This is a genomic window from Trichococcus flocculiformis (assembly GCF_900113645.1).
In the GTDB taxonomy this organism is placed as follows: domain Bacteria; phylum Bacillota; class Bacilli; order Lactobacillales; family Aerococcaceae; genus Trichococcus; species Trichococcus flocculiformis.
On record NZ_FOQC01000009.1, the window covers coordinates 44,850 to 60,088 of the forward strand.

Genomic DNA, 15,239 nt, shown 5'->3' on the forward strand with positions numbered 1-15,239 from the left:
AGAGGGTTTTTTCTGCGAAGTGCAGAATGTTTGATTTATCAAGCTTTCTATTCAAGGGATTAAGTAAAAAAGGTTTATCTTTTATTTATAAGATTATGAACCGCATGAGATATGTGGGTAAAAGAAAAGACTCTCTAAATTTTAGTTTCTCAAAATTAGGAGGAAACATGAAATTTTCAGAATTAGGGTTAAACGCGGAGTTATTGAAGTCGATTGAGCAAATGGGATTTGAGGAAGCAACACCGATCCAAGAACAAACCATTCCTTTGGCATTGCAAGGGTTGGACGTTATTGGGCAAGCACAAACAGGTACTGGTAAAACAGCTGCTTTCGGATTGCCTATGCTGCAAAAAATCGATAACAACAACAAAGTTATTCAAGGTATCGTTATTGCACCTACACGTGAGTTGGCTATCCAAACGCAAGAAGAATTATACCGTTTGAGCCGCGACAAAAAAGTATCCGTGCAGGTTGTCTATGGTGGAGCTGACATCAACCGTCAAATCCGTGCTTTGAAAAACAAACCGCAAATTATTGTCGGAACACCAGGTCGTCTTTTGGACCACATCAAACGCAAAACAATCCGTCTGGATCACATCGAAACATTAGTTCTGGATGAAGCAGATGAAATGCTGAACATGGGCTTCTTGGAAGACATCGAAGCAATCTTGAGCGAAACACCGGCTGAACGTCAAACATTGTTGTTCTCAGCTACAATGCCTGACTCAATCAAAAAAATCGGTGTCAAATTCATGCACGCTCCAGAGCATGTCAAAATCAAAGCGTCACACACTGCAGCTAACTTAATCGATCAGTATTTCGTTAAATGTAAAGACTTTGAAAAATTCGATACAATGACTCGTTTGTTCGATGTGCAAAATCCTGAATTGGCTATCGTATTCGGCCGTACAAAACGTCGTGTTGACGAATTGTCAAAAGGTTTGGAATTACGCGGTTACCGTGCGGAAGGCATCCACGGCGACTTGACGCAACAAAAACGTATGAGCGTATTGAACGCATTCAAAACAGGCAATTTGGATATCTTGGTAGCGACTGACGTTGCTGCTCGTGGATTGGATATTTCAGGTGTTACACACGTATACAACTACGATATCCCGCAAGATCCAGAGAGCTATGTTCACCGTATCGGCCGTACTGGTCGTGCCGGTAAAGAAGGTATGTCAGTGACTTTCGTTACACCAAACGAAATGGACTACTTGCGTACCATCGAAAACCTGACTAAAAAACCGATCACTCCATTACAACCACCGAGTGATGAAGAAGCTTTCCGTGGCCAAGTGAAAACAGCTATGGATGAAGTGGAAACATTGGTTAAAGAAACAGAAACAGACAAATACAAACGTGCAGCTGTTCGCTTGCTTGAAGAACACACTGCTGAAGATTTGGTGGCAGCATTCTTGAAGAGTCTTTCTAAAGATGCTACTGATGTTCCTGTTAAAATCACACCAGAACGTCCATTGCCTTCAAGAAAAGGTAAAGGCGGCGGTGGTTACAAAGGTAAAGGTGGCGGCGGCTACAAAGGTAACCGTAGTTCATCAGACAGACGTGGCGGCGGAGAACGCGGCGGTGAGCGCAGTTTCAACAAAAATCGCTCAAGCGACAGCAAACCACGCTCCGGCGGCAAACGCTATGATGACAAACGTGGTGGCGGCAGCAGTGCCAGCGCACCTAAAAAAAGCAGCCATAGCTTCACTATCCGTAACAACAACGACTAATCAGTGATAAAACCTCTTCTCCAATTGGCTTCCGCCAGGAGAAGAGGTTTTTCTTATGCTGGAATTTTTTTTTGTTTTTGGTAAAATGAGAACAATGCATGAAAAAGAGGCGGTGAACGGAATGATTTATGGAATAGGATTGGACGTAACCGAGCTGGATCGCATCACAAGTGCCTATGAGCGGCGGTCAGGTTTTGCGGAAAGGGTTTTGACCGAAGCGGAACTGAAATTGTTTCTGGTTTTGAGCGGGTCACGCCAAATGGAGTTTCTGGCCGGACGCTATGCCGCGAAAGAAGCTTTTTCGAAGGCTTACGGAACAGGCATCGGCAAGCTGTCTTTCCAAGATATCGAAATTTTGCCCGGAGAGTACCGGAAGCCTGAAATAACCAAATCTCCGTTCGAAGGGAAAGGGTTCGTTTCCATCACCCATTCGGGGAACATCATTGCCGCGCAAGTGGTACTAGAAAAGTAAAGGGGTCTTACAACATGGTAGTAGGAAAGCACCGTCCCACAGTGGAAACCATCGATTTGGAAGCTATTTCGTGGAACATCCAACAAATCAGGAAGAGTCTGTCTCCTGAAAAGAAATTTTTTGCGGTCGTCAAAGCGGACGCCTACGGACTGGGCGCTGTCCCGGTCGCGAAAAAGGCAAAGGAAGCAGGCGTGGACGGTTTTTGTGTCGCGCTGTTGGATGAGGCAATGGAATTGCGGGAAAACGGACTGTCCGATGACTTCATTATGGTCGTGGGCCCAACTGAGTCAGAAGACGCTGCGCTCATAGCTGATAACGGAATCAGCGTTGCCGTAACGGCAAAGGAATGGTTGGATGACGCCTTACCGTATCTGAACAGACGGAAAACGGAGCTGCCGATTCGGGTGCATTTGGCCATCGATACGGGGATGGGACGGATTGGCTTGCGGACGGTCGAGGAGGTCAAAGCCTTTGAGGCGCGTATTGCTGAACTAGATGATTTTGTTTTCGAAGGTATCTTTACGCACTTTGCGACGGCTGATGGTGAAGATCCGACCTTGGTTGATCGCCAACTCGCTTTGTTTGAAGACATCTTGAACGCATTGGCTCAGCGACCGCCGATTGTGCATCTGGCAAATTCCGCCATTTCCCTTTGGCATGAAGCATTCCAGACGGATGCGGTCCGCGTCGGTATCGCAATGTACGGATACAATCCTTCTGACACCGTATTGGAGCTTCCGTATGAATTGAAGCCATCGGTACAGCTGGATACGCACATCAGCTATGTCAAGCAGATGCATGAAGGCGACACAATCGCATATGGCGCCCGTTACCGCGCTTTTGAAGGAGAATGGATCGCTACGCTCCCAATCGGCTATGCGGACGGATGGCGGCGGGATCTTCGCCATCAGACGGTTATCGTCGATGGGCAGCGCTGCCCAATCCGGGGAGTCATCTGCATGGATCAGTGCATGATCAGTCTGCCGAAAGAATATCCAATTGGGACGAAGGTGACGCTCTTGGGCGAAAACGGTGGGCTAGTCAACAATCCATCCGAAATGGCCGTAACGATTGATACGATCGGATATGAAATTTTGACGGGAATCAACGCCCGCGTTCCGCGTATCTACAAATAGAAGGAAAGATAAATCTGGAAAGCTGTCTGTTGCCTGTTAGGGGCAGACAGCTTTTTTTGCTGTGTGTGTGATAGAAACGAATGTGGGGGAGAGAGGGCGAGGGCGCTCCAACTCCGGCTAAGAGTTGTTCCGCCGGAGAAGAGCGGCTGGACTGTGTTCCACCTCCAGCTAGGGTTGCCTCGCCGGAGAAGAGCAGCTCGATCGCATTCCACCTCCGTCCAGAAGCGCTTCACCGGAGGAGAACAGTCATACAGGATCATACAGAGTCATACATAATCCGCATCTCTGGCGCTCTCGCCTTTAGGTAATGAAAATCAGATGAAAATACGTCGCCAGTCGTTTTCAAAAGCGAACATGTATGGTAAACTGTCCTAGCTCAAAGATGAGTGCGTGGTTCGTCTACCATCCCACGAAAAAAAACTAGGAGGTTTTTAGGTTGAATACAAGAAAAATGGTTATCAATACAATTATTGCAGCGCTATATGTTGCCATGACAGGGATTTTTGTATTTATGTCATTCGGTGCCGTCCAATTCCGTGTTTCAGAAATGCTGAATCATTTGGTGGGCTACCACAAAAATTATAAATACGGTGTTTTGGCGGGTGTTTTTATCGCCAATCTGATTTTTTCGACGTTAGGAGCTTGGGACTTGGTGTTCGGATTTGGCCAGACATTGATCTCTTTCCTTATTTTGGAAAAATTGTTCAAACCCAACGATTCTGAAATGAAGCGCATGATGATGACCGCGTTCGTCTTCACGATGACGATGGTCCTTGTCGCGATCGAACTCTATATCGTTCTTGATTTGCCTTTCTGGTTCAGTTTTGCGACAGCGGCATTCGGGGAAGCGGTCGTGCTGGTTGTGTCGGCGCCGCTCATGAAATACCTGAACAAAATCATCGGTTTTGCCGAGAAAATGGCTTGATCCGTTAACATTTAGTATGAGAAAAACTGGGGAACGGAGGCTTTTGCTGGATGGTCAGCAGATCCTCCTGTTTTTTTTGCTAGGATATTTCTCATCATTCTCTTATAATAGAGAGGTAATCGAAAAAGAGGGAGGAAATAATATATGGAAATGTACGCAATCACAGTCGGTCCTATCCAAGAAAATTGTTATTTTTTGATCGGAGACCATGAAAATGACACGATCATCTTTGATCCGGGTGAGCAAGCTGAGGACATCATCGCAGCCATCGAAGAGAATGCGTTGCATCCGATAGCGATCGTGTTGACCCATGCGCACTACGATCATATCGGAGCCCTCGAAACGATCCGGGAAAAATACGACGTTCCCGTTTACCAAAATCCGATTGAACGGGAATGGCTGTTGGATCCGCAACTGAACGGGTCCGCGCGCAATCCGAACGTTCCCGATGTCCGATTGGCAAAAGAAGCGGATGTCTTCTTCGAGGAGATGGGCCCTTACGAAATCGGCGAATTCCGTTTTGAGATGCAACATATTCCTGGACATTCACCAGGCAGTACTGTTTTTATTTTCCGCGAGAACGGGTTCGCGATCGTTGGGGATGTCATCTTCAAAGGCAGCGTAGGCCGCAGCGATTTGCCGGGCGGCAGCCATGAAACACTGATCGAGGGCATCCAGAAATATATCGTAACCTTGCCAGGGGAAACGGTCCTGTTCCCGGGACACGGCGATCCTACGACAGTGAGGGAAGAAATCTATTCAAACCCTTATCTGAATGGCGCTACGCGCTGATCCGGGTATGCGCAAAAAAGTCGGACAAGCACAAGGCTTCGTCCGACTTTTTGTATTAGTTTTTAGATCGAGCGGGCGTCTAGAGCCTGGAGCCTGAGCGGAATTCCCGATGAGGGCCTCCTCGCCGGGAAAACGCCACTCCGGGCACTCAATGTAATGTAATGTGATGGGTTGGATTTCAGAAATCCACTTGCAGGTTTTCGATTTCCGTCACGCGGAAATCCTTACGCTCCAGCGCCTTGACGATGGAGTCCAGCACCTGTTTGGGCGTGCCGGCGGGTAATGTGACCAATACCCTGCGCAAAGCGTCCTCACGGTTGATGTCCAGGGAAATGCAGCTGGCGATGGAGGAATAGCGGTTGATGATTTTAGTGATATGGTACAGATCGCCTTTTTGACCGGGCGCGATGACGGTCAGCACATAGCTTCCGACATCGATGCTCCATGATTGGGCCAGCATATTCAGTAAGGCATTATGGGTCAGGATGCCGTAAAAGGTCATATCCTTATTCAAAACGGAAATATAGGGCAATTCTTTGATGGTGAAAAATACCTTAAAGAATGAGCTGTCTATCGAAATGAATTTTGTGGCATTCTTCAGCAAGTGCGTAACGGGCAGGTTCATTTCGCCGCCGTTCGCTTTGTGCCGATAGATATGCATCTTGTAGATGTTTCCACGAAAAATGGTTTCTGTTTCGTCCAGAATCGGAACACAACGGAAGCCGGACTCTTCGAGGATATCCAGTGCATCCTGAAGCGTGGCTGACTCTTTGACGATGGTCAACTCCCTTTTTGGGATGGCAAGTGAGCGGATAAGCATATTATTAAAATCCTCCTAAAAACGCGGTTGTCTAATGTGATAATAACATTAAAATCAAAAAAAGCAACGGTTAAAAATACATAGTTGGAAATTCTTAAACATTTGATAAATCAAGCAGTAAAGCCCTTCCAGCGCTGTGCCGACCGCGCTGGGAAATTAGATTGGGATGAGAATGCTTGTCGATCCAGGCAAGTGCAAGAAAGTAGAACCGGACAGCTGAAACAGGCGGCCCATGAAAAATCTCTTGATTTTTCGAGCAGAGTTCACTATATTTAGTAGTATATAATTGAACAGAATCTATATTTTTTTATGCAGTTGCGCGGTGTTTTGATTCCAAGCCTGTCCCAACTGCGTGAGTCATCATCAAAAAGGAGAAAAAAATCATATGAACCCAGACCCCGAAGGCCAGTCGTTACTATCAAAAATAGCCTTGATCCTAACCCTGACTTTACTGAATGCTTACTTTGCATCAGCCGAATTAGCATTTGTTTCCATCAACCGCTCCAAAATCGAGAAGCTGGCCAAAGACGGCGATAAGAAATCGCAAAAGATTTTGCGTCTCCTGGAGAATCCGGATGATTTCTTGGCCACTATCCAAGTTGCCATCACTTTTGCCGGATTCTTCAGCAGTGCGTCGGCTTCATCCAATTTTGTCGGTTATATCGAACCGTTGTTGGGAAACATCGCAGGTGGTAAAACGATAGCGATGATCATCATCACCATCATCCTTTCCTATATAACGCTCGTGTTTGGTGAGCTGTACCCTAAACAGATTGCCTTGCAGATGCCCGAAAGTATTGCGCGTCATACTGCAGGTCCCATTGTTGTCGTCAAGACACTTTTTAAGCCGTTCGTTTGGCTTTTGTCTTTCTCGACCGGTATCCTGAAGAAGTTGACGCCGATCGAATTCACGAATGAGGAAGAAAAGCTCACCCGTGATGAAATGAAGGCCATTCTGGCGCAGAGCCGAGGCGAAGGAGTCATCGATCCATCCGAGTTTACGATGATGCAGGGAGTCCTTTCGTTGGATACGAAGCTTGCCCGCGAATTGATGGTGCCGCGTACCGACACTTTGATGATGGATTTGGATGATGATCTGGAATATAATATCGCGCTGGTTCTGAACAGCCAATACTCACGGATTCCGGTCTATGAGGAAGATAAGGACAATGTCATCGGCGTTCTGCATATGAAAAATGTTTTGAAGGCATCAAAGGAAGTCGGTTTCGAGCGGATTTCTTTCCGTGAGTTGGTCAACACGCCTTTGTTTGTCCCTTCCACTATCTATATCGATGATCTCCTGGTCGAATTCCGCAAGACCCACACGCATATGGCCATCATTAAGGATGAATACGGCGGGGTGGAGGGAATCATCACCCTCGAGGACCTGCTGGAGGAAATCGTGGGGGACATTGAAGATGAATATGATGAAATTTATCGCCTGTCGAAAAAAATCGATGACAATCATTATGTCGTCAATGGACGCATGCCGTTGGACAAGTTCAACCAGTTGTTCAAGACGGCGATCGCTTCCGAAGAAGTGGACACGATCGCCGGCTACATGATCGAGGAGCTCGGCTATTTTCCGAAAGATGATGAGCATGCGACGATCCAGACAGGAGAGTACCTGCTGACGACTACACAAGTCGAAAGTGGCCGGATCCGCGGCATCCGTGTCACGAGAGAGCCCGTCCAAACAGTGGTTGTAGACGATGAATAAGCGCAAGGCTGGGATTCCGTCCCAGCCTTGTTGCCATTAATAATAGAGTATGCGATAAGGAGAAAAGAGTATGGCATTGAACGAAATGATGGACAGACCGGTCGTAAAGAAAGAACTGGTCGCTTTTATGCGTGACAGACTGAAACGTTTCCCTGGAAAATTAGGAGAACTGGAAAAGACAGCGAATGAAAGAGGCGTGCCGATCATCCCGCATGAAACAGCGGTTTTCCTGAATATGCTGCTGGGACAGATCAAACCTAAGCAGATACTGGAAATCGGAGCGGCAATCGGCTTCTCGGGCAGTCTGATGGCGCAGCACGTCGGAGCGGAAGGTCATGTCACGACCATTGATCGTTTTGAGGTCATGATCAACCACGCCAAAGCGAATTTTGAAAAACTGGGCATCACTGACAAAGTGACGCTTTTGGAAGGCGATGCGGCGGAAGTCCTGCCTACTTTGGAAGGACCGTATGATTTCATCTTTATGGACAGCGCGAAATCCAAATATTATGAATTTTTGCCCCACTGCATCCGGCTTCTGAAAAAAGAGGGCATGCTGGTCATCGATGATGTTTTCCAAGGCGGCACCATCTTGGATGATGAAAAAGACGTTCCCAAAAGGGTCCGCAAGATCCACCGCCGTCTGAACAAGCTGATGGATACCGTACTGGATCATCCGGCATTGGAAACCTCTCTCGTGCCTCTCGGTGATGGCCTCTTGCTGATCGTCAAAAAAGAAGACTTTGATTTCGGCTATATTTTGGACGAAATCAAAGCAGAGAAACAGAATCAAGCATAGGAATTTAGGGCTTGCCTCGAATTGAGGTAGGCTCTTTTTGATGTGCGTGCTGCTTGGTTGCCGGAGGAGAGCCAGTGAAAGAAAACGGCCCTAACTCCGGTAAGCCGCCGCCCGCCGGAGCAGACAATGTAACAATCGACCGCAACTCCGAGGAAGCGGTCTTTATCGGAGAACGCACGCAAAAGGTAGTCAAACTCCGGCGAAGCCTGCGTTCACCGGAGGAAAACATTGAGGTGCCGCCCATTTCAGCTCGCCTGGAACATTGCGGAGCTAGTGAGAACGGAGTGTGTCTGTTTGCATTTCTTCCGTATTGGTATTATGATGAATGCCTGAGATCCATCCTATTATCAAAAAATTAAGGTAAAATAGGTTGATTTTTCAAGAAAACATGGTAAAGTAATAAAAAGTAAGCTTCGATTATTTGTAACAAAAACGTAATCTGATTGTAATGAAACGAAAAGGTGGTCTGAAAGTGAAAAAGAAACCCATCATCATTGGTGCTACAGCGGTCTTATTGATCGCAGCCGGATATTTTGGTGCAGGTAGTTATTATGAAGATAAATTCTTACCGAATACGATGCTGGATGGCATTGATATATCGAATGATACCGTAGCCCAAGCAAAAGCAGAGACAACAGCAGCAATCGCACAATCGCAGATCCAAATTGTCGAAAATGGAGAAAATATCTATGCATTCTCACCCGCTGATTTGGGGGTGTCCATCGACAACACCGAGAAGTTGGAAACGATGAAGGCAGAACAAAACGTTTGGAATTGGCCAATCCTGCTTTTTCAAGAAAAGCAGGCAGAAACCGATCTGAGCGGCGTAGTTGTCGATGAGACAGCTTTGGCGGAGATTTTGGCGGCTATGCCGTTGGAGAACGAAGTACGCACAGCTCCCGTGAACGCTACCGTCGTCAAAGCAACGGAAGGTTATGAAATTTCACCTGAAGCTACCGGGAACAAAGTCGATCTGGAATTGTTGAAGCAAGAAATGTTGGAAGCGATCATTGCCGGGGAAACAGAAATCGATCTCGCGCAGGCCTATCAGCAACCAACCTTGACCGCGGACGATCCAGTTTTGACGGAAACGTTGCAGAAACTGAATGATTTGACCGATACGGTCATCCAATATACCATTTCCGGGCAGACTGAAACTGTTCCGCAAACAGCCATCATCGAATGGTTGGGCGTAGACGAGAACGGTGATGTGTCGGTCAATCGTGAAGGCGTTGCAGCCTATCTTCAGGGGCTGAGCGACAGATACAGCACATATTCCCGTACGCGCGATTTCTTGGCAACCGACGGCGAAACGGTCCAGGTTCCATCCGGTACCTACGGATGGACACTAGCTGTCGCAGCCGAAACGGATAAACTGGTCAACTATGTTTTGGCAGGAGAAGATGTTACGGTAACACCAAACTATAACGGTACCGGCTATCATGCTGATGGCGCGGACATCGGCACTACCTATGTCGAAGTGGATCTTTCAAGCCAACATATGTGGTATTACAAAGATGGCGCCGTTGTGCTCGAAACGGATATCGTTTCCGGTCATCCGATGTCACCAACTCCGACTGGGGTCTTCTACATCTGGAACAAAGAAGAGGATGCCGTTTTGAAAGGCTACAATCCTAGAACGGAAAAGGACTACGAATCGCCTGTCGAATACTGGATGCCAGTCGATTGGACGGGCATCGGTATCCACGATTCTTCTTGGCAGCCGGCTTACGGCGGTGAATATTGGCTTACTGCCGGATCGAATGGCTGTGTCAATACGCCACCGGGGGTCATGGCTGAACTGTTTGGGATGATCGGTATCGGGGTTCCGGTCGTCATCCACAGCTGATAAATCAATATATGCATGCCATAATGTCGAATAGGGGGATAAGCCATCAGTCAGCAAAAGGATTGATGGCTTGTCCTTTTTGGTACAACCGCCGGGATTCTGACGGATAGTAATTCAGGAACGCTTTGCACATAACCGGCTGCAATTGTATAATAAAGAGTAGACGTTCCGAACGGGACAGAGAGTTTTAAGAAACAAGGAGGTTTGAAGATGAAAAAGGTACTAGTGGTAGACGATGAAAAGCCAATTTCAGATATAATCAAGTTTAATCTGACCAAAGAAGGTTATGATGTCTTCACTGCATTTGATGGTGAAGAAGCCTTGGCGCAGTTTGCAAAAGTGGGCCCTGATATCATCCTGCTGGATCTGATGCTGCCGAAGATGGACGGTTTGGAAGTCTGCCGGGAAATCCGCAAGACGAGCGATGTTCCGATTATCATGTTGACGGCAAAAGACTCTGAAATCGACAAAGTGCTCGGACTTGAATTGGGTGCGGATGACTATGTCACGAAGCCATTTTCGAACCGGGAATTAGTCGCACGTGTAAAAGCAAACTTGAGGAGACAAGCCTCTCCGGTCGTTGCACCGCCTGAAGAAGACGATACGAATGAAATCAAAATCGGCGCTTTGATCATCCATGAAGATGCGTACATCGTGTCGAAGCGTGGAGTAGAGATCGAGTTGACTCACCGTGAATTCGAATTATTGCATTATTTGGCGAAACGCATCGGCCAAGTGATGACGCGGGAACATTTGCTGCAGACCGTATGGGGATATGATTATTTCGGTGATGTCCGCACTGTTGATGTGACAGTCCGCAGACTGCGTGAAAAAATTGAAGATACACCGAGCCATCCGACTTGGTTGATCACGCGAAGAGGAGTAGGCTACTTCTTGAAGAATCCGGATCAGGAGTAATTATATATGAACAAAAAGATACGTCTGGTTCACTCCATTCACTTCAAGATACCAATGCTGTTCATTCTCCTCCTGTTGGTATCCCTGCAACTGATCGGGGCTTATTTTATCCGTGAACTGGAAACGAAAATGATCAGCAACTTCGATAGCCAGATGAGCTTGAATGCAGGCTTTCTGGAGAAAACGCTGCAACCGATCCTGATGGCTGATGATACGGAAAAGCTGGAAGAGTCCGTACAGACCATCCTCAGCGATTTTACGGGCGCCAACATCCTGGAAACGCAGGTCATGGATGAACAGGGTTATATTCTCGGAATCAATGACCAAACGTTACAATCCTTGATCGGAACGAAGTCGACTGATCGGGATGTCCAACAAGTCATTCTTCTGGATGCCCCCTCTTCCTATCAATATGTGAAGGAAGACACGAATAGTCGTGTGCTGAAGAACATCAGTCCGATCTATTCGATGGACAATACAGGTACCCTCATCGGCGTGTTGGTGATGGAGTCTAACATCGAATCGGTCTATTCGCAGATGAGCCAGACGGTAAGCATCTTTTTGAATGCATCGGTCGTGGCGATCATCATTACGATTGTGTTGGCTGTTATCATCTCCCGGGGGATCACGCGTCCGATATCCGAAATGCGCCGGCAGACGGCGAACATTGCCGATGGGGATTATTCCGGCAAAGTGACCGTCTATGGAGCGGATGAATTGGGCGAATTGGCCGAAACCATCAATGATCTGTCTTATAAAGTAAAGGACGCCCAGGAAACAACAGAATCGGAGCGTCAAAGGTTGGACAGCGTCCTGCGGCACATGACGGATGGCGTGTTGGCCACCGATCGCCGCGGTAAAATCATCATCATCAACAGCCGGGCGATGGATCTGCTCTCGATTTCACAAGATAAAGCGATCGGACAATCGATCATGAAGGTGCTGAAACTGGGCGAGAAATTCACTTTCCGCCAGTTGTTGGAGACACAGGATGAATTGATCCTGAACATCCCGACAGATGATCAGGACACAATCCTGCGCGGGGAATTTTCTGTCATCCAGCGGGAATCCGGATTCATCAGCGGGTTGGTGTGTGTGCTTTCCGATATTACGGAGCAGGAAAAGGTCGAACAGGAACGCCGCAGCTTCGTTTCGAATGTTTCCCATGAACTGCGGACACCGTTGACGAGCGTGAAAAGTTACACGGAATCACTGATTGACGGTGCCTGGGAAGATGAAGAAATCGCTCCCGAATTCCTGAAGGTCATTTCAACGGAGACAGATCGGATGATCCGGATGATCACCGATCTGCTGAACTTATCCCGGATGGACCAAGGGAAACAAGATCTCAATCGGGAGTTCGTCAGCATCAACGAATTGGTTGCACATATCATCGATCGCTTCGAGATGGTGCTGAAGTCGGAACAGTACCGCAATAAAAAATACACGATCGAACGGGACTTTACGCAGCGCACGCTGTGGGTCGAAATCGATCAGGATAAATTTATCCAGGTGATCGACAATATCATGAACAATGCCATCAAATATTCTCCGGACGGTGGGAAAATCACCTGCAAATTGATGGAGACGCATAACAGTGTCGTCATCAGTATCACCGATGAAGGTTTGGGCATCCCGCGCAAAGATATCGGCCATGTCTTTGACCGATTTTATCGGGTGGACAAGGCCCGCGCGCGTTCGATGGGCGGCACCGGGCTCGGGTTGGCCATTTCAAAAGAGGTTGTTCAATTGCATGGCGGAAAAATCTGGGTGACCAGTGTGGAAAATAAAGGATCGACTTTCTTTATTTCCTTGCCTTACATTCCGATGGATGAGGAGGATGAGTGGGGATGAAACATAAAGAATCACCGATGCTGAGCGCGCTTTTGTACACCTTGGTTGCAATCAGTCTATTCCTTACGGTAAGGATCCTTTCCACTCCGAGTACGGTCGGTTTGAGCCAAAATTCAGCGACCTCGGTCTCTGCCAATCTGACCAATACGAAGAAGGTAGAGGATGTCTTTGCACCGATCAGGATGATCGTCCACACGGATAAGCGCATGTATTTGACGCAAATGCCCGAAATCATGCGAAGTGTGAATGAATTGCTGAGTGAAAGTGTGTTTAACGGAATCGAGGGCGTTTCCACCTATACGAAGGAGGAGTATGATGCGCTCATTCTCTCACCGACGCAATTGGAAATCCGTTTTGCCGAAGAGGTGCCGTTGGAGCTGCTTTCGCGGTACTTCACGAATCTACAGGAAGATTATTACGGCGAAAGTATCGGCCGGATCATCTTTAATTCCAAGGAAGAAGATCCCGTCTATCTTTTGAATGATGAAACAAAGCAAGTGTTCACAGTGGCACGTCCGGCTAATCTGCTGCAGTCGTTGGTGGAACTTTACGAGGGCCGAAAGGAAGCCTACGCAGAAGTCGAATCGTATGAAACCGAATTAGCCATCTCCTATCTTCCGATAGAGGCGATTACGATCCAAAAGTTGGTCTATCTGGTTGAGAAGCCTTCCAACAGTTATTTCATTGACTTGCTTTTTGATGATACAACCGATCTGAAGGATAACGGAAGCGATGAATTTGTGAGCTACAGCGATAATATCTCCGAATTGAGCATCGACAAGGAAACCGGGCAGTTGAGTTATTACCGCAACATCCTGGATGCCGAAGATCTTCCTGATTATCGTTTGATCCGCGACAGTTTCCATGAAATCAAGATGTTGGACAACTGGACGAATCCTTTTTATTTCTATGGGTTTAACAAGGAAAACGACAATATTTATTATCGCAGATATGTGAATGGCTATCCGATTTTCGGTGAAGTCGATTATGGATTGACGCGGATCCGTATGTCCGGATCATCCATGACGGAATTGCAATTCCTGACGCAAGTCATCCAGACACCGCTGACGGATCGTGGAGAGGATGTCACGCTGTTGAGCGGGCAAGACCTTTTGGCCGCGCTGAATGCCGGTGGCTACAGTAGCCAAGAAATTCAGATGATCGCTTTGGGCTATGATTGGACTTTCAGTGAAGAATCCAACCGGCTCGTCAATCTTACGCCTAAATGGTTTATCAAGATTGACGGCGTATGGAAAGCGCTGGATCAATGGATCGGCGGAACGGAAACGGAGGCGGATGATAGTGGATTTTAGACGTATCAAAATCATCTTTATCCTCACCTTTGCAGCCTTGAACATCTATTTGCTCAGTGTCCTGTTGGAGAAAAACGAGACAACATTGAGCTTCGGAAGCGAGAGCAACACGCTGAACATCGAAGAGGCAATGAAGGCCGATGATATCAGTTTCCCGACTTTATCGACCAATCAAGAGAAAATTCCTTTGTTGAAGACGGACAAGAGCCGCATTTTGGAGTCCGATCAGTCAAAATTGGAGAATCAGACGACAGTCTTTGAAGATGGTGTGTTGTTCAGTACCTTAACTGAGACGATTCCTCTGGAGGTTGACGATCAAAATTTGACGATTGTCGACAGAACACCAATCACGGATTTTATATTGCAAGGGAATGTACTCCACGGAACTGAATATTCTTTTCTTACGTATTTGCCGCTCAGGAGACAACTTGTGTACGCCCAAGTCGCAAACAATATTCCTATCGGCGACAGCACGGGCAGCATCATTTTCAACTTAGATCCCGATTATGAAGTCATTTCCTATGAACAGACATTTGCGGGAACGGCAGAAGTACAAGGCAACAGCCGGACTGTGATTTCACAGAAGCGCGCGGTTGAAGCCTTGTACCTCAATAATCAGATTCCAGCGAATGCGACTGTCCGGACGGTACAATTGACGTATTACCGTACGCTGAGTCTATCGGATATGGATATCTACAGCCCAATGTGGTACATAGAGCTTGAAATAAAAAATGCACCTGTAGAAATCAGACGGGTGGATGCGTTGACCGGCAGTATCATCACGACGCCTTCCGTCACGCTACCGTCAGTCGAAGCGCAAGTCAAGGCGAAGACAGCCACCAATAGTGCCTTGTTGATGGAAGAACAAGACTCTTCACAAACCGAAAACGGGGACTGAATAGAAA

14 protein-coding genes and 1 riboswitch are annotated in these 15,239 nt (G+C 47.3%); of the genes, 13 read left to right on the forward strand and 1 reads right to left on the reverse strand.

Going from position 1 to position 15,239, the window contains the following annotated elements:
* The first annotated feature begins 167 nt into the window (after nucleotides 1-167).
* The 5 genes from cshA (at nucleotide 168) to BMZ71_RS05515 (ending at nucleotide 5,061) form a co-directional block, all read left to right on the forward strand.
* Complete coding sequence (gene cshA / locus BMZ71_RS05495) at nucleotides 168-1,736, forward strand: degradosome RNA helicase CshA (RefSeq protein WP_086988889.1); 1,569 nt, start codon at nucleotides 168-170, stop codon at nucleotides 1,734-1,736.
* A 121-nt stretch (nucleotides 1,737-1,857) separates the two neighbouring features.
* Nucleotides 1,858-2,208: a holo-ACP synthase gene (gene acpS, locus BMZ71_RS05500; protein ID WP_086988907.1), complete on the forward strand. Its 351-nt coding sequence runs from the start codon at nucleotides 1,858-1,860 to the stop codon at nucleotides 2,206-2,208.
* A gap of 14 nt (nucleotides 2,209-2,222) precedes the next feature.
* Complete coding sequence (alr, locus tag BMZ71_RS05505; protein WP_086988890.1) at nucleotides 2,223-3,344, forward strand: alanine racemase; 1,122 nt, start codon at nucleotides 2,223-2,225, stop codon at nucleotides 3,342-3,344.
* Between the two features lie 384 nt (nucleotides 3,345-3,728).
* Nucleotides 3,729-3,774: riboswitch (PreQ1 riboswitch) on the forward strand.
* 6 nt (nucleotides 3,775-3,780) lie between these two features.
* Nucleotides 3,781-4,269 carry a QueT transporter family protein gene (locus BMZ71_RS05510; protein ID WP_245734391.1) on the forward strand — a complete coding sequence of 163 codons (489 nt, stop codon included), beginning with the start codon at nucleotides 3,781-3,783 and terminating at the stop codon, nucleotides 4,267-4,269.
* Nucleotides 4,270-4,413: 144 nt separating this feature from the next.
* Nucleotides 4,414-5,061 (forward strand): MBL fold metallo-hydrolase, encoded by a 648-nt coding sequence (locus BMZ71_RS05515; protein WP_086988891.1) that lies wholly within the window; start codon nucleotides 4,414-4,416, stop codon nucleotides 5,059-5,061.
* A 178-nt stretch (nucleotides 5,062-5,239) separates the two neighbouring features.
* Here the strand turns inward: BMZ71_RS05515 and cbpA are convergent, their stop codons facing one another.
* Complete coding sequence (cbpA, locus tag BMZ71_RS05520) at nucleotides 5,240-5,881, reverse strand: cyclic di-AMP binding protein CbpA (RefSeq protein WP_068560259.1); 642 nt, start codon at nucleotides 5,879-5,881, stop codon at nucleotides 5,240-5,242.
* Nucleotides 5,882-6,266: 385 nt separating this feature from the next.
* Here cbpA and BMZ71_RS05525 point away from each other — a divergent pair, with 385 nt between their 5' ends.
* The 8 genes from BMZ71_RS05525 to BMZ71_RS05560 all read left to right on the forward strand — a co-directional run bounded on the left by BMZ71_RS05525 (nucleotide 6,267) and on the right by BMZ71_RS05560 (nucleotide 15,232).
* Nucleotides 6,267-7,601, forward strand: coding sequence for a hemolysin family protein (locus BMZ71_RS05525; protein ID WP_086988892.1), 1,335 nt, complete (start codon nucleotides 6,267-6,269; stop codon nucleotides 7,599-7,601).
* Nucleotides 7,602-7,671: 70 nt separating this feature from the next.
* The gene (locus BMZ71_RS05530; RefSeq protein ID WP_086988893.1) at nucleotides 7,672-8,400 is read left to right on the forward strand and encodes an O-methyltransferase; all 729 of its coding nucleotides are present in this window, start codon (nucleotides 7,672-7,674) and stop codon (nucleotides 8,398-8,400) included.
* 74 nt (nucleotides 8,401-8,474) lie between these two features.
* Nucleotides 8,475-8,759 carry a hypothetical protein gene (locus tag BMZ71_RS05535; protein WP_086988894.1) on the forward strand — a complete coding sequence of 95 codons (285 nt, stop codon included), beginning with the start codon at nucleotides 8,475-8,477 and terminating at the stop codon, nucleotides 8,757-8,759.
* Between the two features lie 113 nt (nucleotides 8,760-8,872).
* On the forward strand, nucleotides 8,873-10,249 hold the full coding sequence (locus BMZ71_RS05540) for a L,D-transpeptidase family protein (protein ID WP_177187506.1): 1,377 nt from the start codon (nucleotides 8,873-8,875) through the stop codon (nucleotides 10,247-10,249).
* A 210-nt stretch (nucleotides 10,250-10,459) separates the two neighbouring features.
* Nucleotides 10,460-11,167 (forward strand): response regulator YycF, encoded by a 708-nt coding sequence (gene yycF, locus BMZ71_RS05545; protein ID WP_086988896.1) that lies wholly within the window; start codon nucleotides 10,460-10,462, stop codon nucleotides 11,165-11,167.
* A 6-nt stretch (nucleotides 11,168-11,173) separates the two neighbouring features.
* Nucleotides 11,174-13,021: a cell wall metabolism sensor histidine kinase WalK gene (gene walK / locus BMZ71_RS05550; RefSeq protein WP_068560273.1), complete on the forward strand. Its 1,848-nt coding sequence runs from the start codon at nucleotides 11,174-11,176 to the stop codon at nucleotides 13,019-13,021.
* Nucleotides 13,018-14,334 carry a YycH family regulatory protein gene (locus tag BMZ71_RS05555; protein WP_086988897.1) on the forward strand — a complete coding sequence of 439 codons (1,317 nt, stop codon included), beginning with the start codon at nucleotides 13,018-13,020 and terminating at the stop codon, nucleotides 14,332-14,334. The genes walK and BMZ71_RS05555 overlap by 4 nt, the downstream gene beginning before the upstream one ends.
* Complete coding sequence (locus BMZ71_RS05560; RefSeq protein WP_177187507.1) at nucleotides 14,324-15,232, forward strand: two-component system regulatory protein YycI; 909 nt, start codon at nucleotides 14,324-14,326, stop codon at nucleotides 15,230-15,232. The genes BMZ71_RS05555 and BMZ71_RS05560 overlap by 11 nt, the downstream gene beginning before the upstream one ends.
* Nucleotides 15,233-15,239: the final 7 nt, after the last annotated feature.